Origin of the sequence: Mycobacterium sp. (genome assembly GCF_008709575.1) — a bacterium.
In the GTDB taxonomy this organism is placed as follows: Bacteria; Actinomycetota; Actinomycetes; order Mycobacteriales; family Mycobacteriaceae; genus Mycobacterium.
The window spans coordinates 21,620-44,163 of the sequence record NZ_VYIK01000012.1 but is presented as its reverse complement, the minus strand read 5'-3'; the positions used below and the strand labels follow the sequence as shown (position 1 = coordinate 44,163).

Here is a 22,544-nt window from a genome sequence, read left to right as displayed (position 1 = left end):
GGCTGTGATTTTCTCCAGACCACGACCCTCACGGCAATCTCGCGGACCCGGCCGGGCGAACACCGCGACCACACATCCCGGCCGAACAACAACACCGAGTCGGTCACATAGCGGCCCGACCGGCGATCACGTTGAGCTGGATCCGCGAACTCCCGTCGCTGGGTGCCGCAGCGCGCCCCGTTCAACGCCACGGGTTGAGCGCCTCGAGCGCCCTGTTGATCGACCTCAGCGGCAGCCCAGGCTTCCGCGATGCCGGCCTGTCGCGGTGATCTTGGTCGGCGGTCTTCGGGAGTTGACGGCGCTGGCCGTCGAAGACGGCCTTCGTGACCGGATTCGTGGAGGCTACCGCGGCACCCGCCACATCGGCCACAGCGTCGGCCCGCCGTTGGGCAGGGTGATCTCTCCGGTGACGGTGAAGCCGAAACGTTCGTAGTAGGGCACGTTGTCGGCCTTGCTCGACTCCAGATAGGCCGGGGCATGCTCGGCATCGCAGCGGCTGAGCCGGGAGCGCAGCAGGGCGTGTCCGAAACCTTTGCCGCGCACCGACGGGTCGCTGCCGAGCACGGCGAGATACCAGTGCGGTTCCGCGGGGTGGTGGCGTTCTATCGATCTGACGGCCGCCCGTGCCGCGGCAGAGCGCACGCCGAAAGTGCGGATCAGTGCCGGCAGCATCGCCAGTTGCGCGCGTCTGGATTGCCGCCACCGGTTCGGTGGATCCCACAACGCCGCCCCGCCGACAACGGTCCCGTCACACGCCAGTTCCACGCCACCGCCGGCCAGATGATGGTGCCGGGTCAGGGCCGCGAACAGCCTCGGCAATGCCGCTGCACGCGAAGTATCGTCGGGCAGCATCCACATCATCACCGGGTCGTCATGGAACGCCCGGCCCAGGATCCGTGACAGCGCCCTGATGTCGGTTCTGCGTGCCGGGCGCGCCCGGATCATTGGAATCCGCCTTGTCATATCCGCCAACGTTAACCCGGTCGGCTGCATTGGTTGTAGCGTCTGAGGAGTCGCCGACTTCAGGGGATTTCAACCATGTGGGACTTTGAAACAGACCCGCAGTACCAGCGCAAGCTGGACTGGGTCGAAGAATTCATGATCGATGAGCTCGAGCCGCTGGATCTGGTCGAACTCGATCCGTACGACAAGAAGAACCCCGACACGATGGCGCTCTTGCGGCCCTTGCAGCACAAGGTCAAAGAGCAGGGGCTGTGGGCCGCGCACCTGACCCCCGAGCTCGGCGGCCAAGGCTACGGCCAGGTCAAGCTCGCACTGCTCAACGAAATTCTCGGCCGCTCCCGCTGGGCGCCGTCGGTGTTCGGCTGCCAGGCACCCGACTCAGGCAACGCCGAGATCATCGCGCTGTTCGGCACCGACGAGCAGAAGACACGCTATCTGCAGCCGTTGCTCGACGGCGAGATCAGTTCCTGCTATTCGATGACCGAGCCGCAGGGCGGTTCGGATCCGGGTCTGTTCGTCACCCGCGCCGAGCGTGACGGCCAGTGCTGGGTGATCAACGGCGAGAAGTGGTTTTCCAGCAATGCTCGACACGCCAGCTTCTTCATCGTCATGGCTGTCACCAATCCCGAGGCCCGAACCCGCGAAAAGATGTCGCTGTTCATCGTTCCGGCCGAGACACCGGGCATCGAGATCGTCCGCAACGTCGGGGTCGGCGCCGATGCCCACGCCACCCATGGCTACGTCCGCTATACCGATGTACGAGTGCCCGCCGACCATCTGCTCGGCGGCGAAGGGCAGGCGTTCGCGATCGCCCAGACCCGGCTCGGCGGCGGCCGCATCCATCATGCGATGCGCACGATCGCGCTGGCCCGGCGCGCGTTCGACATGATGTGCGAGCGGGCCGTGTCGCGGCAGACCCGGTTCGGCCGGCTGGCCGATTTGCAGATGACCCAGGAGAAGATCGCCGACAGCTGGATCCAGATCGAGCAGTTCCGGCTGCTGGTGTTGCGCACCGCATGGTTGATCGACAAGCACCACGATTACCAGAAGGTGCGCCGTGACATCGCCGCGGTGAAAGTCGCGATGCCGCAAGTGCTGCACGATGTGGTGCAACGCGCTATGCACCTGCACGGCGCGCTGGGCGTGTCCAACGAGATGCCGTTCGTGAAGATGATGGTCGCCGCCGAGTCGCTGGGTATCGCCGACGGCGCCACCGAACTGCACAAGATGACCGTCGCCCGCCGTACTTTGCGTGAATACCAGCCCGTGTCAACACTTTTCCCGTCCCAGCATCTGCCGACTCGGCGCGCCGAGGCGCGGGCCCGCCTGGCTGAACGCCTCGAGCACGCGGTTGCCGAATTCTGAGGTCACCGCAGTCGATTTACGGCCCCCAAATCATCAGGTCTTCCATCCCGTTGTTCATCGTCACGGTGTTCGGCGATGGGCCGGTGACGTCGAAGTGGATCTTGCCGGTCGACTGTGCGCCCTCGGGAATGGTGGCCCCGCTGATGTTGGTGGGGCTGGCGACGAACCACAGCACCCGGTAGGCGGCTTGGTTGGGAGCCACGGCGTTGAACTGCGAAATGGCCGGGGTGACGCTACCCCGAATGGCGTCGACGGTGGCGGTGGCTTCCCAGATCTGTCCGGCCGGGGTGTAGCCCGGCATCTCGTCGGTGCTGGGCCGGAGGTTGCTGACCTTCCAACTGAGGACAACCTGTCCGACGGTGTCGGTCATCGTGAGCGTGTCGCCGAGTTTGCCGACAATGGGGTATGCAGCTGCTGCCCGCGGTGCGCCGGCGGCGGCGATTATGGTCATGAGCCCCGTCGTGAGCACCGCCGCCACTGCAGTCATGGTCCTCGTGAGGATCTTCATTGATGCGCTCCCTATTCGTTAGGCGACAGTCGTCGCAAACCAATAGTGGATGAATCAATGATCAAGGCCGTTGTTTTATTCCGGCGGGCATGTTGAGGGGCCCGGACCGCGTTTGCGCGGCGTCACCAGAGGTAACGCACGATGCTTTCGGCGACGCACGCGGGTTTGGCGGATCCTTCGATCTCCACGGTGGTCGACAGGGTCGCCTGCACGGCGCCGTCACCGAGGTCGTCGACACCGACCAATGAGCTATGAGCCCGGATCCTGGATCCGACCGGCACCGGCGCCGGGAAGCGGACCCTGTTCAAGCCGTAGTTGACGGCCAGTTTGATGCCGCTGACCGTGTAGATGTCGTGCCATAGCCGGGGCAGCAGTGCCAGCGTCATGAAGCCGTGCGCGATCGTGGTACCGAACGGGCCGGCGGCCGCCTTGTCGGCATCGACATGGATCCACTGGTGATCGCCCGTCGCGTCGGCGAACCGATCGACGTCTGGCTGCGTAATGGTCACCCAATCGCTGTGCCCGATGTCGTGACCCGCGGCGGCCGCGAGGTCGGCGGCTGACTCGAAGATACGCACTGCGTCTTCTCCTCCGTTTCGGCTGGTAAGCATCGTGCCCAGGCTGTATACCACGGGCCGGGCACAATGAGCGGATGAGGCTGCTGCTTGCCGACACCCACGTTCCGCTGCGTGCGCGCGAGCTGCCGGCTCCGGTCTGGGATGAAGTCGGCAACGCCGACGTCGTCCTGCACGCCGGTGATTGGGTAGCACCGGAATTGCTCGATGAGCTGAGCGCCAAAGCTGCACGGCTGGTCGGGTGCTACGGAAACAACGACGGGCCCGTGCTGCGATCGCGCTTGCCGGAACGTGCCGACGTGATGCTGGGCGGCCTGCATTTCACCGTCGTCCACGACACCGGCGCTGCCGCCGGTCGGGAAGCACGGATGTCGCGGCGCTACCCCGACAGTGACGTGCTGGTGTTCGGGCACAGCCATATCCCGTGGGACACCACGACACCTACCGGCCTGAGACTGCTGAACCCGGGTTCGCCGACCGATCGGCGCAGACAGCCCACCGGCACCTACATGACCGCGACCATCGCCGGCCAGGCGTTGACCAGCGTCGTGCTCCACCGGTTGGGTGCCCGCAGACCATGATCGGTTTCACCGTGTGCGGCTCGACGGATCGTCGAGTCCGCTCCGAGGTGTAATCGTTAGCCAACCGCGACGTCACACCCCGTGGTGACAGCCGGGGTCAGCCGCCCCGCCGTGTTTGACTGCGACAAAGAGTCGTTCGACCGCATCATGCGGCACAGGGAGTTGGGTGGATAGGAGCCATGACATTCGTTGACAAGTTACGAGACGCGGCAACACGATTGGCGGGTCGGCTGACGATCGCTGCCCTGGGAGCCGCCCTGCTGCCCGGCCTGATCGGCACCGTCGGCGGCACGGCAACCGCACAGGCGTTCTCCAAACCGGGTCTGCCGGTTGAGTATTTGCAGGTACCGTCGCCGTCGATGGGCCGCGACATCAAGGTGCAATTCCAGGGCGGCGGACCGCACGCGGTGTACTTGCTCGACGGCTTGCGCGCCCAGGACGACTACAACGGCTGGGATATCAACACCCCTGCGTTCGAGGAGTATTACCAGTCGGGACTGTCGGTGGTGATGCCGGTGGGCGGTCAGTCCAGTTTCTACACCGACTGGTACCAGCCGTCGCTGGGCAACGGCCAAAACTACACCTACAAGTGGGAGACGTTCCTGACCAAGGAGCTACCACCGTGGCTGCAGGCCAACAAAGGCATCTCACCGACCGGTAATGCCGCGGTGGGCCTGTCGATGTCGGGTGGGTCCGCGCTGATCCTGGCCGCCTACTACCCGCAGCAGTTCCCTTACGCGGCGTCGCTGTCAGGTTTTTTGAACCCGTCGGAAGGTTGGTGGCCGACCCTGATCGGCCTGGCGATGAACGACGCGGGCGGCTACAACGCCAACAGCATGTGGGGCCCGTCGAGCGACCCGGCGTGGAGGCGTAACGACCCCATGCTGCAGATTCCGCGGCTGGTCGCCAACAACACCCGGCTCTGGATCTACTGCGGCAACGGAACACCCAGCGAACTGGGTGGCGACAGCATGCCGGCCAAGTTCCTGGAAAGTTTCACGCTGCGCACCAACGAAGCGTTCCGCAGCAACTACCTGGCGGCCGGCGGTACCAATGCGGTGTTCAACTTCCCGCCCAACGGCACCCACGACTGGGGCTACTGGAACCAACAGTTGGTGGCCATGAAGCCGGACATCCAGCGGGTGCTCAACGGCGTACCGAACGCGGCCTGACCCGAATCGGCAGCAGCGCAGCGCGGCGCTGCTGCCGATTCTTTTCACACGCACGCATCCGCCCGTCGAATCCGGGCTAATCCCACAGTCCGCGGCGATCGGCGTAGAAAAAGGTGTATCCGGTGGTCAGTGCGCACACCACACTGGCCGCCGCCAGCATCTGGGTACCGCCGGTGACCACGCTGATCAACCCGCCGGCGACGACGCCGACCACGAATCCGGCGAACAACAGAAAATAGCCGAGCCAGTCTTGCAGTGTTCCGCCGGTGAGATGGCGTTCGATGCCTTGACCCATCTTCACCAGCGTTCCGGTGACATAGCTCAACGGGATCGACACCTCGCCGCCGGAGACGAAGGTGGTGTTCAACGCGCCCACCCCGAAGGTGACCAACACGATCGGCAAAAACGGCAGCGGAACCGCCGGTCCGCCGCCGACGGTGAGGTCCAGCACCGTGGCCAACACCAGCGCCAACGTGGTGAGCACGGTCGCGCCGTGCGGTCGGGTGGGCCACAGGTAGCGCCGGCACAACGACGCGGTCACCACTCCGCCGACAAACGCAAGGATCAGCACCACCGCCGACACCGCCAGCCAGCGTTGATCGGTGAAATAGCCCAGTGCTGCGAGTTGGGCGTTGCCGGTCATCAACGTCACGAAGTATCCGGCGGAGTGGGTGTAGGCGGTCGCTCCCAGCAGACCGGCCAACGCCGCCAGGACCCACGACAATCTGGCCTCGCTGTCGAACATCGCGCCGAGCCGGTTCACGTGGTCGTCACGCGGTCATAGTACCGACATACGAGCGACCGCGCGCAGCGGAATCGGCAGCCAGCCGGGCCGGTGCCGAGACTCGTATCCGGTTTCGTAGACCGCCTTGTCCAGCTCGTAGGCTGCCAGCAGCGGGGCCCAATCCCGCGGGTCGACCCCGGAAGCGGCCGCATAGCCGTCGCAAAACGCGCTGCGATTGCGTTCCACCCATTCGCGTGAGCGGGCCGCCAGCTGCTTGTCGTCGGCCTCGTCGAGCAACGGACTATACGCGGCGTACTCGTAGGACCTTAGGACCCCGGCGACGTCGCGCAGGGGGGAGTCCGGTGCGCGCCGCTCGTGCAGCGGCTGACCCGGCTCGCCCTCGAAGTCGATCAGCAGCCAGGTTTCCGGCGTACGCAACACCTGCCCCAGATGCAGATCGCCATGCACGCGTTGCACCGTGATCGCTTGGCCGGCGAGTTCCCGGAATTGCTTCTCGATCGTCGCGGCGTACTGCCCGAGTTCGGGCACCGCCGCCGCGGTCGCCGACAGCCTCGCCAGCACGGTGTCCACCGGGAAGGTGGCCTGCGCCGTGCCGAGTTTGTCCGCCAGCGTGGTGTGCACGGAGGCCACCGCCTCGCCGAGCCGGTAGGACTCTGCAGCGAAGTCGCCGCCGACCTCGTAGGCATACAGGTCACCCTCGGCTAACAAGTCCCGCACGCTGGCGGTGGCCATCGCCCACCCTTCTGCCGCGTTGCCGGCGTAAGCGCTCACCATGCCCAGGGCGACGGGCTCACCGTTCAACGCGGCTTCGTAGGAGCCCAGCAGCCGGGCCACGTGCGGATTGCCGGCACGGGCCAACACCCGATTCAGTTCGATATCGGGGTTGATTCCGCTGCTGACCCTGCGAAACACCTTCAAGATCGCGTCTTCGTCGAAGATCACGCTGGTGTTGCTCTGCTCGGCCTGCGACACCCGCGGTGTGGCGTCCACCGGCAGCACGGCATCCGGCTCCTTGACGAAAGACACGTTGTCGCGCCGGGCCGCGGAGTCGATCAACCCCAGCAAGAACCTAGCCGCGTCCGGGTCATACAGCCCGTCATAGGCGGTGCGGTCATTGTCGGTGCCGATGGTGGCGGCGGCGGTGTAGTCGGCAATGGGCCCGGAATCCCAGCTCACGATCACCTGGTAACGCTCCGGAGAACCGTCGGCGTAGGCGACGTCGACCAACTCGAGGTCGATGTCGTCGCTCAGTGCTACCACCACGGCCGGCTCCGCGGAGGACAGCTGCCGGCCGCGCCCTGCATACCAGCGTTGTTGGGCAAGCCATTGCGCAAGCGGCAAACTCATGGTGTCTCCTGTGACTCGGTCAGCTCGAACCAGTAGAACCCGTGTCCTGGCAGCGTCAGCAGATACGGCTTTTGGGTAATCGGCGGGAATTCCACCCGTCCCGTCAGTTCGACCGGGGTATAGGTGCTCCATTGCTGAAGGTTCAGTTCGATCGGTTGCGGAAAGCGCGACATATTGTTGACGCAGAGCACGACGTCTCCCTGGGATTCCCGGACGAAGGCCAGCACCGACGGATTCGACCCGCCGAGTTCGCGGAATGTGCCGATGGCAAACGCCGGGTGGCGACGCCGAACCGCCAGCATGGTGCGCGTCCAGTTGAGCAACGAGGTCGACCTGTCCCGCTGGGCCTCCACATTGACGGACTGATAGCCGTAGACCGGATCCTGGATCGGCGGCAGGTAGAGCCGGCCGGGATTGGCGGTGGAGAAGCCCGCGTTGCGGTCTGGTGTCCACTGCATGGGAGTGCGGACCGCGTCGCGGTCACCCAGCCAGATCACATCACCCATACCGATCTCGTCACCGTAGTAAATCACCGGCGAGCCGGGCAGTGACAGCAGCAGTGCGGTGAACAACTCCATCTGGTCACGGTCCTTCTCCAGCAGCGAGGCCAGCCGGCGGCGAATACCGACATTGGCTTTCATCTGCGGATCCTTGGCGTACTCGGAGTACATGTAGTCACGTTCCTCGTCGGTGACCATTTCCAGGGTGAGTTCATCGTGGTTGCGCAGGAAAATGCCCCACTGGGCCATCTCCGGGATGGGCGGCGTCTGCGCCAAGATCTCCGAGATCGGGAAGCGGGATTCCCGGCGAACCGCCATGAATATTCGGGGCATCAGCGGGAAGTGAAACGCCATATGACACTCGTCGCCGCCGGTGGCGGGGTCGCCGAAGTACTCGACGACATCGCTGGGCCACTGGTTGGCCTCGGCGAGCAGCATGCGGCCGGGGAATTCGTCGTCAACCACTTTGCGGCAGCGCTTGAGGAAGGCGTGGGTCTCGGGCAGGTTCTCGCAGTTGGTGCCCTCCCGCTCGAAGAGGTACGGCACCGCGTCCAGCCGGAACCCGTCGATGCCCAGACCCAGCCAGAACCGCATGACGTCGAGCATCGCCTCCTGCACGGCCGGATTGTCGTAGTTCAGGTCGGGCTGATGGGAGAAGAAGCGGTGCCAGTAGAACTGGCGGCGGACGGGGTCGAACGTCCAGTTGGATTCCTCGGTGTCGACGAAGATCACCCGCGCGTCGGCGTATTTGTCGCTGGTGTCGCTCCAGACGTAGAAGTCCCCATAGGGACCGTCGGGGTCGCGGCGCGACTCCTGGAACCACGGATGCGAATCGGAGGTGTGGTTCATCACCAGATCGGTGATGATGCGGATACCCCGCCGGTGGGCGGCATCGAGCAGCTCGACGAAGTCGTCGACGGTGCCGAACTCGGGCAGCACCTTGTGGAAGTCGCGGATATCGTAGCCGCCGTCGCGCAGCGGAGAGTCGTAAAAAGGCGGCAGCCACAGACAATCCACGCCCAGCCATTGCAGGTAGTCCAGCCGCTCCATCAGGCCGCGGAGATCGCCGATCCCGTCGGCGTTGGAGTCGTAGAACGCCCGGACGAGCACCTCGTAGAACACGGCGTGCTTGAACCACGTCGGGTCGGTGGGAAGCTCGCGCGCTTCCCGGAAATCGCCGGCGGTCGGATGTTCCACGACACCCGCCTCGACACGGCTTCCCGCTGTCGGATCGTGTTGGACGCTTTTGTCGACTCGGCTCACATCCACAGTGCTATGCGTACCCCATACCTGGCGCGTGGAATCGTCTGCGCCAGGCTACGTTTGCTTACCGACAGGCGTTTCGGTCGGGACCAACGTCAGCCGGGCGGCCCGGACGCGAGGGTCACGTTCTCGACCCGCGTGCCACCCAAACTTATACCGCCGCTGCGCACCCCGATCGCGACCGTGTCGCCCGGATGGTGCTGGTCGAGCAGGTTGGTCAACGCGGTGGCCGAATTGACCGGGTTGTTGTCGACCGACACGATTCGGTCGCCCTGGGTGATTCCCACCTGGGCGGCCGGGGCTCCGGGAACCACTCGCTGGACGAGCACACCGGGCCCGTTCGGGGAATCGGTGACACCGAGGCCCAGGAAACCCGTCGGGCCGATGTGCACCGTCGGCGAGGCAGCGCCCGAGCGGATCTGGTTGGCGATGGCCATGGCCTCGTTGATCGGGATCGCGAAACCCTCGCCGCGGCCGAGTTTGTAGTTGGCCGATGCCGCGGTGTTCATGCCGATCACCTGATTGTTGCTGTTGACCGTGGGCCCGCCGGAGTCGCCGGGCCGGATGGCCGCATCGACCTGGATCAGGTTGTCCAACGTCTCCGTGCTGCCGGTCAGGGCGTCCGACGCCGACACCGTCTGGTTCAGCGCGACGACCTTACCGGACACCGCGCTCGGTGTCCCACCGACACCGCCGGCGTTGCCCAGCGCCACGATCGGCTCGCCGATGCGCACCAGTGCCGAATCGCCGATGTTGGCCGCCGGCAGTCCACCGGCCCCGCCGAGTTGGAGCACCGCGACGTCCTGGCTGCGGTCGTAGCCGAGCACCTCGACCGGGTAGGTCTGGCCGTTGGCGATCGACCGGGCGCTCATCTCCGTCGCACCGGCGATCACGTGGTTGTTGGTCAGCACCACGCCGTTGGGATCGATGACGATCCCGGTTCCGGCGCCCGCGGCGCTCTGGTAGGCCATCTTCGTGTCGATGTCGACGATCTCCGGTCCTACCTGCGCAACCGTCGCCAACGGATCGGGGGCGGGCTCCAGGGGCCGGGGCGGGGCCCATGGCACCGCCTGGGCCGGCGCCGCGGCGAAAACCAGTCCGACAGTCCCAGCCAGACTGAGTAACCACAACCACCACGGCGTCCGGCGGTGCGATCGGCTCATCCCGTTACCTCCTGCGGAAACTTCGTTTCGTCCACTTCAGACCGCGTTCGGCTGGGACCGCCGCGAAAATAGGGACCGAATACGGACCAAGGATAGATAACCACCATATTGCCTGAGCAAACGATACCCATCAGCCGCGGCCGGCCAGCGGTCCGCGGAGGTGGTGGCTGACGTCGCCGACCATGTCGATCAGCGTGTAATCGCGGAAACTGAACCGCCAGCGGCCGTCGACGCACTCGAAACGGTCCTGGTAGCGGCCGGCGACGATCGGTTGCAGAGCGAGCCCTTCGGTCTGCTGCAGCACCGTGTAGTAGCTACGGCAGGACGCCGTGCCCCGGTGGTCATCCACCTCGATGATCGGATTGGTCACGACGTGCTTGGTGCGCGGTGTGCCGTCAGGGTAGAGCACCACCGTCGCCTTCCACAGCGCCAACATGGCGGCGGCGTCGACGGTGCCCACCCCGGGTTCCTCGCCGGGGGCGACCCGTAGCCTGGCGTGCTCGAACAGCGACGCCGCCCCGACCAGATCTCCGCTGTCCATACATTCGGCGTAGCGATAGAGCAGGTTGGCGATCTGTGTTTCAGCGGGCACAAGCCGACGGTAGCGCGGTCACGATGCGGTGAGAGGTGCCGACTCTAGGCTGGTCTCTAGGGTGGTCCCTAGGCTGGTCCCTAGGCTGGTCCCTAGGCTGGTTTGGTGGCCGACTTCGACCCCAGGGCCAGCTTCGCCCGAGCGTCGGTGGCATGCCTGGCGACGGCCACACCCGACGGCAGGCCGCATGTGGTTCCGGTGGTCTTCGCGCTCGGCGACGAGATCGTCTACACCGCAGTCGACGCCAAGCGCAAGAGCACGCTGCGGCTGCGCCGGCTGGCCAACATCGACAGCAATCCCCGGGTGAGCGTGCTGGCCGAGCACTACGTCGACGACTGGACCCAGCTGTGGTGGGTGCGTGTCGACGGGCTCGCCGCGATCCACCGCGACGGCGCCGCGCTGCAGACCGGCTACGCGCTGCTGCGGGCTAAATACCCGCAGTACCACCGGGTCGCGTTGAGCGGACCGGTGATCGCCGTCGAGGTACGGCGCTGGAGCAGCTGGCACGCCTGAGGCCGGCGGCCGGTATCGTGCCGACATGACGTCGCGGGACCACGGGGAACCCGGCGATGCCCCGTCGGCGGCGCAGGAAGCACGCACCGTCGCCGCCTCGACCAACGTCGGCACCCTGGCGACGCTGACCGCCCACGGCGACCCCTGGGCGTCGCTGGTGACCTACGGGGTGCTGGGTTGCGGCGCGCCCGTTTTGTGCCTGTCCCGGCTGGCCGAGCACGGCCGCAACCTCGAGCGTGATCGCCGGGCCAGCATCGTCATCGTCGCACCGTCGACCCACCCCGATCCGCTGGCCGCCAGCCGGGTCACCCTGGCCGGGCTGGCCGAGCAGCCGACCGGGGCGGAGCGCGCCGCCGCCCGGGAAGCCCACCTGCTCGCCGTCCCCGCAGCCACGCGTTACATCGACTTCAGCGACTTCGCGCTATGGGTGTTGCGGGTGCGGCGGGTGCGCTGGGTGGGCGGGTACGGCCGGATGGACTGGGTGAGCGCCGCGTCCTACGCGGCCGCCGAGCCGGACCCGATCCGGCCGCACACCGACGCGGTGATCACACGCCTGCACACCGATCATGCCGCCGCGCTGCTGACCTTGGCGCGGGTGTTCGGCGGCCACCCGGACGCCCGCTCGGCGACCTGCACCGGCGCGGACCGGTACGGCTTGGACCTGCGCGTGGTGACCGAGCGCGGTGTGGCCTACACCCGGGTGGGCTACCCGGCGCCGATCAGCTCGATCGACGACCTGCCCGAAGCCATCGAAATTCTGGTCGGGTCAGCCGGCAACTGACGTGACCCGCCGCGGCTCGCAGAGCTCTCGAGTTGCCGGCGGGTTGGTCTTGTGCTATGCGGGGCGCTTCAGGAAGGGTGGTCCCAAAGGAGGGACGTCATGGCAGACAAGGTCAATACTTCCCCGGGCGCAGCGGTGGCCCCCGCCACCGACGGCCCGGCCACGGTCCGCAACGTGGTGCTGGTCGGCCCGTCCGGCGCCGGCAAGACCACCCTGGTCGAGGCGCTGCTGGTGGCGTCCGGGGTGTTGTCCAGACCCGGCTCCGTCGCCGACGGCACCACGGTCTGCGACTTCGACGAGGCCGAGATTCGCCAGCAGCGTTCGGTGGGGCTTGCCCTCGCGTCGCTGGCGCACGACGGCATCAAGGTCAACCTGGTCGACACCCCCGGCTACGCCGACTTCGTCGGCGAGCTGCGGGCCGGGTTACGGGCTGCGGACTGTGCGTTGTTCGTGATCGCCGCCAACGACGGCGTCGACGAGGCGACCAAATCGCTCTGGCAGGAGTGCGACCAGGTCGCCATGCCACGGGCCGTGGTGATCACCAAGCTCGATCATGCCCGGGCCAACTACCACAACGCGCTGTCGGCCGCCCACGATGCGTTCGGCGACAAGGTGCTGCCGCTGTACCTGCCGACCGACGGCGGGCTGATCGGGCTGCTGTCGCAGACCCACTACCGCTACGACGGCGGCGCCCGCACGACGCGCCCGCCGGAAGCCGAACACGCCGCGCAGATCGAGGAGCACCGCAGCGCGCTGATCGAGGCGATCATCGAGGAGTCCGAAGACGAATCGCTGATGGAACGGTATCTGAGCGGGGAGGCGATCAACGAGGCGGTGCTCATCGACGACCTGGAGAAAGCCGTTGCCCGCGGCTCGTTTTTCCCGGTCATCCCGGTGTGCAGCAGCACCGGCGTCGGCACGCTGGAACTGCTGGAGCTCGCCACCCGCGGGTTCCCGTCGCCGCTGGAACACCCGCTACCCGAGGTCTTCACCCCGCAGGGCGTCGCCCGCAGCGGACTGACCTGCGATGCCGGCGGGCCGCTGCTCGCCGAAGTGGTGAAGACCACGTCGGACCCCTATGTCGGCAGGGTGAGTTTGGTACGGGTGTTCTCCGGGACCATCAAGCCCGACGCGACGGTGCACGTGTCCGGCCACTTCGCGTCCTTCTTCGGCGGCGCGAACAGCCACGCCGACCACGATGAGGACGAGCGAATCGGCACCCTGTCTTTCCCGTTGGGCAAACAGCAGCGGCCCGCGTCGGTCGTGCTGGCCGGCGACATCTGCGCCATCGGCCGGCTGAGCCGGGCCGAAACCGGCGACACCCTCTCGGACAAGTCGGACCCGCTGGTACTCAAACCGTGGGTCATGCCCGAGTCCCTGCTGCCGGTCGCAATCCAGGCGCACGCCAAGGCCGACGAGGACAAGCTCTCGGTCGGATTGGGCCGGTTGGCCGCCGAGGATCCCACGCTGCGCATCGAGCAGAACCCGGAGACCAACCAGATCGTGCTCTGGTGCATGGGAGAGGCGCACGCCGGGGTGGTGCTCGACGCGCTGGCAAACCGTTACGGGGTCACCGTGGACACCGTCGAGCTTCGGGTCCCGCTGCGGGAAACCTTCGCCGGCAGGGCCAAAGGCCACGGCCGGCACGTCAAGCAGTCCGGCGGACACGGCCAGTACGCCATCTGCGACATCGAGGTGGAGCCGCTGCCGGAAGGCTCGGGCTTCGAGTTCGTCGACAAGGTGGTCGGCGGCGCGGTCCCGCGTCAGTTCATCCCCAGCGTGGAAAAGGGCGTCCGCGCCCAGATGGAACGGGGCGTCCTGGCCGGATACCCGGTGGTCGACATCCGGGTCACCCTGCTCGACGGCAAGGCCCACAGCGTCGACTCGTCGGACTTCGCCTTCCAGATGGCCGGTGCCCTGGCGCTCAAGGAGGCCGCGGCGGCGACCAAGGTGATCCTGCTCGAGCCGATCGACGAGGTCTCGGTGCTGGTACCCGACGACATGGTCGGGGCGGTGATGAGCGACCTGTCCGGGCGGCGCGGCCGGGTGCTGGGTACCGACACCGCCGGCAACGACCGCACGGTCGTCAAAGCCGAAGTCCCGCAAGTCGAGCTGACCCGCTACGCCGTCGACTTGCGGTCGCTGTCGCACGGTGCGGCCTCGTTCACCCGCTCGTTCGTCCGCTACGAGCCGATGCCGGAAGCCGCCGCGGCCCGGATCAGGGCCGGGGCTTCTTAGGCCCAGGCGCCGCTGTCGACTCGACGTCGTCGCCGAGCCACGCCGGCGTGGCCGACAGGTCTTTCACGTCGACCCCGATTCGACGGCATTCCTCGATACCGCGGTCATAAAGTCCCGACACCGCGTCGGTAACCAGCACGATCCGGAAGTCGCGCTCGGATGCTTCGTACACCGACGTCCGTGGACAGTTCGGAAAGTTGCAGCCGGCGAAAACTATTGTGTCGGTTCCGGTGTTGCGTAGATAGCCTTCGAGCTTGGTCTGGTAGAAAACGCCCCAGCGGGGCTTGTACATGATGTACTCGCGCACACCAACCTGTTGGAAGTCGCCGCGAAGCAACAAGTCATGGTCCGGCTCAACAGGCTTGGGCAGCAATTCCGGTGCGATCTGCGACCCCGGGCTGCCCGGCGCGAGGAGCCGCGCGCCCTGTTGAATCACATTGCGGCGTGTTGCTCACGGGATACAGTGTGCCAGTAGTGACGTTTTCCGTGTTTGCCGGGCCGTTCATGGGGTAGACATGGAGGAAACAGCAGAGCGCTTTTCGACGGCACCATGTTGAAGGGACGGACACCGTGGGCAGAGCGGTTCGACGTGTGGGGATCGCGGTAGCCGTCGCCGTGCTGGTGGCGGTGGGATCGGGCAGTCGCAGTCTGGCTGCGGTAGCGCCGCCGACGACGGGCGCTGCCGTCGCATCCATCCAGCCGGCCAATGGCCAAGTCGTCGGAGTGGCCAGCCCGATCATCGTCCGGTTCACCGGTGCGGTCGCCGACCGTGCGGCCGCCGAGAGAAGCATCAAAGTCGACTCGCCCCAACACGTTACCGGCCGATTCACCTGGATCGACGACACCGTCGTGCAGTGGACCCCGGAGCACTACTGGCCCGCGCACAGCCACGTGAGGGTGCAGGTGCACGGCTTGTCGAACGGCTTCGAGACCGGTGACAAAGTGCTCGGCGTGGCCAGCATCTCGGCGCACACGTTCACCGTCAGTGTCAACGACGAAGTACTGCGCACGATGCCCGCATCGATGGGCAAGCCCAGCCGCCCCACCCCGATCGGCTCGTTCAGTGCGCTGTCGAAGGAACGCACCGTGATCTTCGATTCCCGCACCATCAACATTCCACTGAATTCGCCCGAGGGTTACCTGATCAAAGGCGAGTACGCGGTTCGGGTCACCTGGGGCGGGGTGTATGTGCATTCGGCACCGTGGTCGGTGAACTCACAGGGGTATGCCAACGTCAGTCACGGATGCATCAACCTCAGCCCGGACAACGCGGCCTGGTACTTCGACACGGTGCACATCGGGGATCCGATCGAAGTAGTGGCTTGACTTGCACACCGGGATTCGCCACCAGTCGATGAAGCTGGCGCGTCGCGAACATCGAGTGCCGATGCGAACCCGATCAGGCAGACCTTAGAAAACGTTGACACTAGACACAGATAATTTTAAGGTAAAGCCTATGTCGAGCTCTCGGGCGAGGGCCGAGGCATGGACATCGCTCAGCCGGTGGATGATCCGGTGCGGCACGGCCGGCGCGGCCTTAGCCATCGCGGGCGCCAGCGTGATCGCCCTCACCCCGGTATCCGCACCTCATGCCCACGTGGCCGACATCATGCTCACCTCTGGTGAAGACCCAGACGTCTACATCGACATCATTCGGCACGGGGTCCCGAGCCCGCCGCCCCCAGATTTCACGACCGAAACTCCCGGGCCTGACCTCTGCACGGTGGCGCCCTGTGGAGGGGGTTCGCCGGCTGACGAAACCGGTACGGGACAGGCGGCCTTCACCGGAGAAACGCTCTACCAAGAGTTCGGGCCGGTCTCGGGAGTGTTTTCCGGCAATAGTCTCAGGGACCTCGAGACAGGACAGGCCTACGTCAACGTATTACAAGAGCACGGCGTTGCTATTCCGCCTTCCGAAACTCCCAATCTTCCTCCCGGCACTCCCGGCTTTCCCGACATAACGCAGTTGTGGCAACTCAACGAGGCTTACAGCGATCTCTACCTCCCGCAACTGACCCTTGGTACCCCGGGTGGCCTGCTGTACCAATTGGAGATACTCCTGTGGTCGCTTGGATTGACGCTTGTGCCGATGCCCGGCGGCAACTACGTTACCGGGGTGGCGCTGGACAACGACTTTACCCAGGGTATCGATATCATGTACGCAAATAGCGCAAACGGGATTGTAAGCAGCGACGGGCACATCCATGAATTGGGATTCAACAACGATGCGGCGATTACTGCCTGGACGTTTATGAACGTGAAAAACCCCGATCTCCTCTACTTCGTGCCCGCGTTTTTGAATCAGCTTACCAGCGAATTTACCGGCCAGGGCACTGCCCAGCTCCTCGACTATGCCGGCATCGTCGAATTCAACGGCAATCCCACCGAAGGGTGGACTTTGGACAGCTGGAACGGCACCGCCATCCCGTCGTTCCCGGATCCGCTGACGGAGTCGTTCGTCCTGTTCCGTGACCTGGTCATGCCACCGCAAGCACTGGTGTACGACTTTGTCTCGGCTCTCTTCACCGGCAATCCGACAACGATCCTGAATACGACCGTTACCGGTATCCACGACATCATCCAATCGATAATTGCTACCCCGGGAGACCTGATCGACTACGTCACAACTGCGGTGACCGACCCCGACCTATTCCTGGCCAGTTTCACTACCCATCCCAGTTATCTGCCGAGTCCCAGCGGTCCGTTGCCGAATCCCGCGAGTGCGCTGGATCCAAACTCCGGTGACCTGCTGGGCGGCCTCAACCTGGGCGACTTGGCCAACCTGGGCGGCTTGAGCATGGGCGATCTGGCCAATCTGTGGCCCACCGCCGAGTTGGCCGGGCTCGTGCCGGGCGAGTTGGCCACGATGGTCAGCGGCGTGCTCACATCGTTGTGACCGGGAGTCCGCCGCCTCAACCTCAGCCCGGACAACGCGGCCTGGCACTTCGACACGTGCACATCGGGAATCCGATCGAAGTAGTGGCTTAGCGTAGGCCCGGGTCCTCCATTATTTGGTTGACTGTTGGTTCCATCCGTCTGCAACTCGGCATTGCGCGGCCCATACACCCGGTGCTGCACACGACCAGTACGGTAGAACCGCCGGCCCCGAGTGCGAGCGCTGCGTCGCATGATCCCTTTTCTCAACGGCGCTGTAGGCAGAGCCTTCAGCCGACCATGCCGTGTCACTAGCGCCGCTGGATTGCATGCTGTGCGCCGCGGCGGTCAAGTCGGCAGACGCCGGGACGGCGATCGCCACACTCGTGGCGGCTATCCCGATAGTTTCAGCAACAATTTTGACGATCTTCGACGAGAGCTTCACCATACACCTCCTGATCGTTGATGGTGATATAGATAACAGCCACTTTGGTCAACTAACTACATCAACGTTGTTCTCTAGTTTTTATGTTCCATGTTCGCTGCGGCCGCCGGTAGGGACCAAAATATTGTTAAGACACAAAACAGTTTTGGTATCGGCGGTCACACCATATGTAGTATGTGACCGAGTTCTCACAAAATTGAATGGTCCGGCGGTGGCCCTTATTCCACTGTGTGAGTCAGATCTTTATTCCGAATCGCGCGTGGTATTCATCTCAGTGATTCCTCGAGCCACGGAGTCAACCACTTCGCACCGTCGGAAGTGAGATGGACGCCGTCGCTGCGCACCGTGACGCCGTCGACCTTGGCCGTGTAGACACCCTCTGGGCACAGCTTCTTGTTCAAGTCGAGTATCCCGAAGCCCGGGCGCTGCCCGACGGTGCGGCGCAGCAAGGCGTTCCACTGGTCGACTCGGTGGGGTTGGTCCTCCGGGTACAGACTCCCGTCGGGCTTTTCCCCGCGCCTGCTGTAGGGCAGGTTGGCCACCGTCACCGGAGCACCAGAAGAGCCCAGAATATCCAGCGCGCGTCCCAGCTCACCGCTGATATAGGCATCGAACGCCGGATCACCGATGTGGGTCCAACGGCCCTCGTTGACCCGATCCACCGTCTCCCACCGGCCGACGATCAGCAGCACGGCATCGGGCCGGTCCACGGCGACCTGCGCCGACCATCGACTCGGCCACGACTCACATTCACTCTTTTGATCCAGGATCTGTCCGAAATAGCGGTACGGCCCGCCCCGCACCAGGCTGCAGCCGATGACAGTGTGGTCGATGAAATCGAACCCCGGGGTCGGTGGCAGGTAATGCATGAGCGTCCAGCCGATCGAGTCACCGAAGACCGAAACGGTGAACGGGCGGCGCGGATCGCGCCGGGCGACGGCCCGCGCGGGCTGTGAGCCTACCGGTGGCGACGACGAGACCACGGCGACCGACGAGATCTCCGGCGGCAGGCCAGTGCCGTCCGGCCCGACCGAATCGGCGCCGACCGGGACTACCAGCATCGTCACCGCAGCCGCAGTGGTGGCGATGGCCCCGGCAAGCGGCAGCAGCGGCACCCGAACGGGACGCCACCGTCGGATGGGTTGTTCTATGAGCCACCACGAGGCGGCCGACACCGCCAGGGTGGCCGCGCACCGCGCGGCGAACAACGAAAAACCCGACCACCCGGTCCGCTCGCCGTTGAGCACCAGAAAGATCGGCCAGTGCCACAGATAGATGCCGTAAGAGATGGTGCCCAGCCACACCAGCGGTCGCCAGGACAGCGCCCTGGCTACCGGTCCCCGCTGGTCGAGCGCTACCGGCGCGATGACCAGGGCGGCCGCCGCCGCGACCGCAATCATCAGGCCGTGGCGGAATTCCCGGGCACTTCCGGTCGCGCAGTGGACACCCACCGCCAAGGCCGCCAGGCCGACGACCGGCAGCAACCCTGAGGTCCATCGGCCCCAGCGGGTACGAATCAGCGACCAGCCCCGGTCCAGCGCCGCCCAATCGTCGACCAGCAGCGCCGCCGCCGCAGCACCGGCCAGCAGCGCCTGGGCTCGGGTGTCGGTACCGAAATAGACCCGGTTGCGTGTGTTGTCCGCGGCCAGCAGGATCGCGGCGCCGGCAGACGCCAGCAGGCCCGCTGTGGCCAGCAGAAAAACGGCCGCGCGGACCACGCCGAGGGTAGCCGGCCTGCCGTAGCGCCGCGCCTGGACGGACGACACAACGGCCACCGCGATCAGCACCAGCGGCCAGATAATGTAGTACTGCTCTTCGACGCCGAGTGACCACGCATGTTGCAAGGGCGAAGGTGGCGCGCCCTGAGCGAAATAGTCGGTTTTCTGCACGACGAACATCCAGTTCGCTACCCAGAAGAATGCGGCGATGGCGTCATCGCGGATCCTGGCGATGGCCTCCGGCGGGAACAGTTGGCGTCCGACCGCCACAGCGAGCACCATCAGCACCAACGCCGGCAGCAGCCGTCGTGCACGCCTGATCCAGAAGCCAGTCACATCGATACGTCCGGTGCGACCGAGTTCGTCGAGCAACAGCGAAGTGATCAAAAAACCGCTGAGTACAAAAAAGACGTCGACGCCGAGGAAGCCGCCACCTAAGCCGGGGATGCCGCCGTGACCGGCCAGCACCAAACCGACCGCTACGGCGCGCAGGCCATCCAGCGCGGGAATCCCGGGCCGCCGGGTGTCATCACGTGCTCGCCGCGTCGCCAACCGCGCAGCGGGGCGGGCCGGTGCGACCCATCGCGGACGCCGAGCACAACGAACCGGCGCGGGATACACCCCGGCCGGCCCCATGCTCGTCATTGCCTCCTTCCCAGCCGTCTTCCCAGCGTTTCTGTCGATACGTCCTCCCTGCTGAATCACCGCCAGTTTAGGTGCGCGCAGGCCGCATACCGGGATGACACGCCTGGTGCGCGCGGCTAACGTGATCCGGGGCGCAAATGTCGAAAGACCTGACGATGCGGGTAATCGGTGGGCGGCGGGTCCGCTGGGACGCTGCGCGCGCGGCCGACGCCTATGCCCGCGGCTGGTGGACACGGCGCACCCTGGCGGATTCGCTGGCCGAGGCCGCGCAGCGCACGCCGCGGCGGGTTCTGGTGATCGACGGTGGATGCCGGTTGGATTGCCGGGCCCTTTATGAGCGGGCGACGGTGCTGGCGGCGGCTCTGCGGGCCCGCATGCCGACGGGCAGCGTGGTGTCGTTCATGCTGCCCAACTGGCACGAGGCCGTAATCGTTTACCTGGGGGCCACGCTGGCCGGCATGGTGGTCAATCCGATCCTACCCTCGTTGCGAGACCGCGAATTGCTTTTCATCCTTGACGATTGCGGCAGCCGGATGATCTTTGTGCCCGCCGAGTTCGGCCGGTGCGACTACGTGTCGATGCTGGATCGGGTGACCGCCCCGATGGCCACCCCACCCGAAGTCGTCGTGGTACGCGGCAGCACCGACACCGCTCACACGACGTGGGCCGCCCTGTTCGCGGGCCAGGGGCCGGTTCCCGCGTCGCCGCAGCTCGATCCCGACGCGGTGCGGATGATCCTCTACACCTCGGGGACTACAGGTAAGCCGAAAGGTGTTCTGCACAGCCATAATTCGATTCATGCCCTCATCCGTCAAATCGGTGAGTACTGGCAAGTGCAGCCGGGTGATGCTTTCCTGGTGCCGTCACCGATCGCGCATATCGGCGGCTCCATCTACGCGTTCGAATGCCCGCTGCTGCTGGGCACCACGGCGGTACTGATGGATCGCTGGAACGCCGACGCGGCCGTCGGTCTTATGGCAGCCGAGCGCTGCACGCACATTGCCGGCGCCACACCGTTTTTGGAACAATTCCTCGCAGCCGCCGAACGTACCGGTACCCGGCTGCCCGAACTGAAGCTGTTCGTCTGCGGGGGCGCGTCGGTGCCGCCGTCGTTGATCCGGGAAGCGGCGGGCTTCTTCCGGGGGGCGGTCGTTACCCGGGTGTACGGCTCCACGGAAGTACCGGTCACCACCATCGGCTCGCCGTCGGACCTCGACCACGCCGCCGACACCGACGGTCGCGCCGGATTCGCCGAAGTCAAACTCTGTGACGGCGAGATCTGCGCACGAGGGCCTCAGATGCTGGTCGGTTATCTGCGTCCCGAAGACGAGGTGGGCGCCTTCGATGCCGACGGCTTCTTTCGCACCGGGGATCTCGGTGGCTGGGTCGACGAGGAGTATCTGGTGGTGACCGGGCGGACCAAGGACATCATCATCCGCAACGGTGAGAACATCGCGCCCAAAGAGATCGAAGACGTTCTCATCGACCACCCCGGGATCGCAGAAATTGCCGTCGTCGGTGTCCCCGATGCTCGCACCGGCGAGCGGGCCTGCGCGGTGATCGTGCCCCGGGATCTGCCGGGCCCCGATGTTGCGAGCCTGCGCAACTTTCTGCAGGAGCATGGGGTTGCCCGGTTTAAAACGCCTGAGCAGGTGGTTATCTGGACGGAACTGCCGCGCAACGACGCCGGCAAGGTGTTGAAGCATCAAATCAAGGCGGCGCTGATGGAGGCAGGCGAGTGAGATGCAGGTAGCGATCGTAACCGGCGCAACAGGTGGTATCGGCTTCCGCTGCGCCACCAAACTCGCGGAGGCGGGCATGGCGGTCTTGGCGACGGGCCGCAACGCGGGCCGTCTTGCTGACGTGGCGGCGGCCATCGGGGATTCCGACCGGGTGCTCACCGTGGCCGCCGATTTGACTGAATCGGATGCGCCCCAACGGATCACGGACAGCGCCGTGCAACGCTGGGGTCGCATCGACTTTCTGGTCAACAATGCCGGAGTGGGCAATCCCAAGCCGCTGCACAAAACCGACGACGCAGCACTGGACTACTTTCTGGATGTGATGCTGCGCGCGCCGTTTCGGCTGGCCCGCGAGGTGCTGCCGCACATGCGGCCGGGCTCGGCGATCATCAACATCACCTCGACGTTTGCCGTGGTGGGCGGCCTGCACGGCGGGGCCTACTCGGCCGCCAAGGGCGGACTGACGGCGCTGACCACGCACATCGCCTGCCAGTACGGGGCGCAGGGAATCCGTTGCAACGCCGTCGCACCCGGGGTGATCCGCACGGCGATGACCGAACAGCGCCTGCAAGACGAGCGGTTCCGCCGGATGAACATCGAAATGACCCCGCATCAGCGGCTGGGCACGGTCGATGACGTGGCGAGCACCGTGGCGTTTTTGTGCTCGCCGGGTGGCAGCTTCATCAACGGCCAGACGATCGTCGTCGACGGCGGCTGGAGTTCGACGAAGTACCTGTCGAACTATGCGCTGAACTCGGAGTGGACCCCCCGGTGAACCCCCTCGTTGTTCTCGACTCACGGCGGCCGACGGTTC

General features: G+C 65.6%; 19 protein-coding genes and 2 pseudogenes. 11 read left to right on the top strand and 10 right to left on the bottom strand.

What is annotated here, in order from left to right:
* Window positions 1–98: 98 nt before the first annotated feature.
* Window positions 99–433, top strand: a pseudogene (locus F6Q13_RS04365) (hypothetical protein); the annotation flags it as partial.
* Here F6Q13_RS04365 and F6Q13_RS04360 read toward each other — a convergent pair.
* Complete coding sequence (locus tag F6Q13_RS04360) at window positions 343–963, bottom strand: GNAT family N-acetyltransferase (RefSeq protein WP_293052772.1); 621 nt, start codon at window positions 961–963, stop codon at window positions 343–345. The pseudogene F6Q13_RS04365 and the gene F6Q13_RS04360 overlap by 91 nt on opposite strands.
* Before the next feature lie 75 nt (window positions 964–1,038).
* Between F6Q13_RS04360 and F6Q13_RS04355 the strand changes: the two genes are divergently transcribed.
* Window positions 1,039–2,328: an acyl-CoA dehydrogenase family protein gene (locus tag F6Q13_RS04355; RefSeq protein WP_293052769.1), complete on the top strand. Its 1,290-nt coding sequence runs from the start codon at window positions 1,039–1,041 to the stop codon at window positions 2,326–2,328.
* Window positions 2,329–2,344: 16 nt separating this feature from the next.
* Here the strand turns inward: F6Q13_RS04355 and F6Q13_RS04350 are convergent, their stop codons facing one another.
* Window positions 2,345–2,836 (bottom strand): MPT63 family protein, encoded by a 492-nt coding sequence (locus F6Q13_RS04350; protein WP_293052766.1) that lies wholly within the window; start codon window positions 2,834–2,836, stop codon window positions 2,345–2,347.
* Window positions 2,837–2,958: 122 nt separating this feature from the next.
* Window positions 2,959–3,414 (bottom strand): MaoC family dehydratase, encoded by a 456-nt coding sequence (locus F6Q13_RS04345; RefSeq protein ID WP_293052763.1) that lies wholly within the window; start codon window positions 3,412–3,414, stop codon window positions 2,959–2,961.
* Between the two features lie 74 nt (window positions 3,415–3,488).
* Here F6Q13_RS04345 and F6Q13_RS04340 point away from each other — a divergent pair, with 74 nt between their 5' ends.
* Both F6Q13_RS04340 and ag85C read left to right on the top strand, forming a co-directional pair.
* A complete protein-coding gene (locus F6Q13_RS04340) occupies window positions 3,489–3,992 on the top strand; it encodes a metallophosphoesterase (protein ID WP_293052760.1) in 504 nt (167 codons plus the stop codon).
* Between the two features lie 179 nt (window positions 3,993–4,171).
* The gene (gene ag85C, locus F6Q13_RS04335) at window positions 4,172–5,164 is read left to right on the top strand and encodes a diacylglycerol acyltransferase/mycolyltransferase Ag85C (protein WP_293052757.1); all 993 of its coding nucleotides are present in this window, start codon (window positions 4,172–4,174) and stop codon (window positions 5,162–5,164) included.
* Between the two features lie 76 nt (window positions 5,165–5,240).
* On the opposite strand, the gene F6Q13_RS04330 is transcribed toward ag85C, so the two are convergent.
* From F6Q13_RS04330 to F6Q13_RS04310, 5 genes are all read right to left on the bottom strand, one after another.
* On the bottom strand, window positions 5,241–5,909 hold the full coding sequence (locus tag F6Q13_RS04330) for a YoaK family protein (RefSeq protein WP_293052829.1): 669 nt from the start codon (window positions 5,907–5,909) through the stop codon (window positions 5,241–5,243).
* A 33-nt stretch (window positions 5,910–5,942) separates the two neighbouring features.
* The gene (locus tag F6Q13_RS04325) at window positions 5,943–7,256 is read right to left on the bottom strand and encodes a maltokinase (protein ID WP_293052755.1); all 1,314 of its coding nucleotides are present in this window, start codon (window positions 7,254–7,256) and stop codon (window positions 5,943–5,945) included.
* Window positions 7,253–9,019, bottom strand: coding sequence for a maltose alpha-D-glucosyltransferase (gene treS, locus F6Q13_RS04320; protein ID WP_293052752.1), 1,767 nt, complete (start codon window positions 9,017–9,019; stop codon window positions 7,253–7,255). The genes F6Q13_RS04325 and treS overlap by 4 nt, the downstream gene beginning before the upstream one ends.
* Window positions 9,020–9,114: 95 nt before the next feature.
* A complete protein-coding gene (locus F6Q13_RS04315; RefSeq protein WP_293052750.1) occupies window positions 9,115–10,182 on the bottom strand; it encodes a S1C family serine protease in 1,068 nt (355 codons plus the stop codon).
* Between the two features lie 130 nt (window positions 10,183–10,312).
* Window positions 10,313–10,774: a nuclear transport factor 2 family protein gene (locus tag F6Q13_RS04310; protein ID WP_293052748.1), complete on the bottom strand. Its 462-nt coding sequence runs from the start codon at window positions 10,772–10,774 to the stop codon at window positions 10,313–10,315.
* 105 nt (window positions 10,775–10,879) lie between these two features.
* Here F6Q13_RS04310 and F6Q13_RS04305 point away from each other — a divergent pair, with 105 nt between their 5' ends.
* The 3 genes from F6Q13_RS04305 to F6Q13_RS04295 all read left to right on the top strand — a co-directional run bounded on the left by F6Q13_RS04305 (window position 10,880) and on the right by F6Q13_RS04295 (window position 14,306).
* Complete coding sequence (locus tag F6Q13_RS04305; RefSeq protein ID WP_293052745.1) at window positions 10,880–11,287, top strand: TIGR03668 family PPOX class F420-dependent oxidoreductase; 408 nt, start codon at window positions 10,880–10,882, stop codon at window positions 11,285–11,287.
* A gap of 25 nt (window positions 11,288–11,312) precedes the next feature.
* Window positions 11,313–12,068, top strand: coding sequence for a DUF2470 domain-containing protein (locus F6Q13_RS04300; protein WP_293052742.1), 756 nt, complete (start codon window positions 11,313–11,315; stop codon window positions 12,066–12,068).
* Between the two features lie 99 nt (window positions 12,069–12,167).
* Window positions 12,168–14,306, top strand: coding sequence for an elongation factor G-like protein EF-G2 (locus F6Q13_RS04295; protein ID WP_293052740.1), 2,139 nt, complete (start codon window positions 12,168–12,170; stop codon window positions 14,304–14,306).
* On the opposite strand, the pseudogene F6Q13_RS04290 reads toward F6Q13_RS04295, so the two are convergent.
* Window positions 14,287–14,751: pseudogene (locus F6Q13_RS04290) on the bottom strand (cysteine hydrolase family protein); the annotation flags it as partial. The gene F6Q13_RS04295 and the pseudogene F6Q13_RS04290 overlap by 20 nt on opposite strands.
* Window positions 14,752–14,876: 125 nt before the next feature.
* Here F6Q13_RS04290 and F6Q13_RS04285 point away from each other — a divergent pair.
* Together F6Q13_RS04285 and F6Q13_RS04280 are read left to right on the top strand one after the other, a co-directional pair.
* Window positions 14,877–15,632, top strand: coding sequence for a L,D-transpeptidase (locus F6Q13_RS04285; protein WP_293052736.1), 756 nt, complete (start codon window positions 14,877–14,879; stop codon window positions 15,630–15,632).
* A gap of 271 nt (window positions 15,633–15,903) precedes the next feature.
* The gene (locus F6Q13_RS04280; protein ID WP_293052734.1) at window positions 15,904–17,202 is read left to right on the top strand and encodes a hypothetical protein; all 1,299 of its coding nucleotides are present in this window, start codon (window positions 15,904–15,906) and stop codon (window positions 17,200–17,202) included.
* Window positions 17,203–17,891: 689 nt separating this feature from the next.
* Here F6Q13_RS04280 and F6Q13_RS04275 read toward each other — a convergent pair.
* Window positions 17,892–19,979: an acyltransferase family protein gene (locus tag F6Q13_RS04275; RefSeq protein WP_293052826.1), complete on the bottom strand. Its 2,088-nt coding sequence runs from the start codon at window positions 19,977–19,979 to the stop codon at window positions 17,892–17,894.
* Between the two features lie 164 nt (window positions 19,980–20,143).
* On the opposite strand from F6Q13_RS04275, the gene F6Q13_RS04270 reads away from it, so the two are divergent.
* Window positions 20,144–21,730: an AMP-binding protein gene (locus tag F6Q13_RS04270; RefSeq protein ID WP_293052732.1), complete on the top strand. Its 1,587-nt coding sequence runs from the start codon at window positions 20,144–20,146 to the stop codon at window positions 21,728–21,730.
* Between the two features lies 1 nt (window position 21,731).
* A complete protein-coding gene (locus F6Q13_RS04265) occupies window positions 21,732–22,505 on the top strand; it encodes an SDR family NAD(P)-dependent oxidoreductase (protein WP_293052730.1) in 774 nt (257 codons plus the stop codon).
* The last annotated feature ends 39 nt before the right edge of the window (window positions 22,506–22,544 follow it).

What these genes read in the sequence shown, in the direction of transcription:
- F6Q13_RS04360 (WP_293052772.1), bottom strand. Translation starts at nt 963, where the DNA reads ATGACAAGGCGGATTCCAATGATCCGGGCGCGCCCGGCACGCAGAACC.
- F6Q13_RS04355 (WP_293052769.1), top strand. Translation starts at nt 1,039, where the DNA reads ATGTGGGACTTTGAAACAGACCCGCAGTACCAGCGCAAGCTGGACTGG.
- F6Q13_RS04350 (WP_293052766.1), bottom strand. Translation starts at nt 2,836, where the DNA reads ATGAAGATCCTCACGAGGACCATGACTGCAGTGGCGGCGGTGCTCACG.
- F6Q13_RS04340 (WP_293052760.1), top strand. Translation starts at nt 3,489, where the DNA reads ATGAGGCTGCTGCTTGCCGACACCCACGTTCCGCTGCGTGCGCGCGAG.
- ag85C (WP_293052757.1), top strand. Translation starts at nt 4,172, where the DNA reads ATGACATTCGTTGACAAGTTACGAGACGCGGCAACACGATTGGCGGGT.
- F6Q13_RS04330 (WP_293052829.1), bottom strand. Translation starts at nt 5,909, where the DNA reads ATGTTCGACAGCGAGGCCAGATTGTCGTGGGTCCTGGCGGCGTTGGCC.
- F6Q13_RS04325 (WP_293052755.1), bottom strand. Translation starts at nt 7,256, where the DNA reads ATGAGTTTGCCGCTTGCGCAATGGCTTGCCCAACAACGCTGGTATGCA.
- F6Q13_RS04315 (WP_293052750.1), bottom strand. Translation starts at nt 10,182, where the DNA reads ATGAGCCGATCGCACCGCCGGACGCCGTGGTGGTTGTGGTTACTCAGT.
- F6Q13_RS04300 (WP_293052742.1), top strand. Translation starts at nt 11,313, where the DNA reads ATGACGTCGCGGGACCACGGGGAACCCGGCGATGCCCCGTCGGCGGCG.
- F6Q13_RS04295 (WP_293052740.1), top strand. Translation starts at nt 12,168, where the DNA reads ATGGCAGACAAGGTCAATACTTCCCCGGGCGCAGCGGTGGCCCCCGCC.
- F6Q13_RS04275 (WP_293052826.1), bottom strand. Translation starts at nt 19,979, where the DNA reads ATGGGGCCGGCCGGGGTGTATCCCGCGCCGGTTCGTTGTGCTCGGCGT.
- F6Q13_RS04270 (WP_293052732.1), top strand. Translation starts at nt 20,144, where the DNA reads ATGCGGGTAATCGGTGGGCGGCGGGTCCGCTGGGACGCTGCGCGCGCG.
- F6Q13_RS04265 (WP_293052730.1), top strand. Translation starts at nt 21,732, where the DNA reads ATGCAGGTAGCGATCGTAACCGGCGCAACAGGTGGTATCGGCTTCCGC.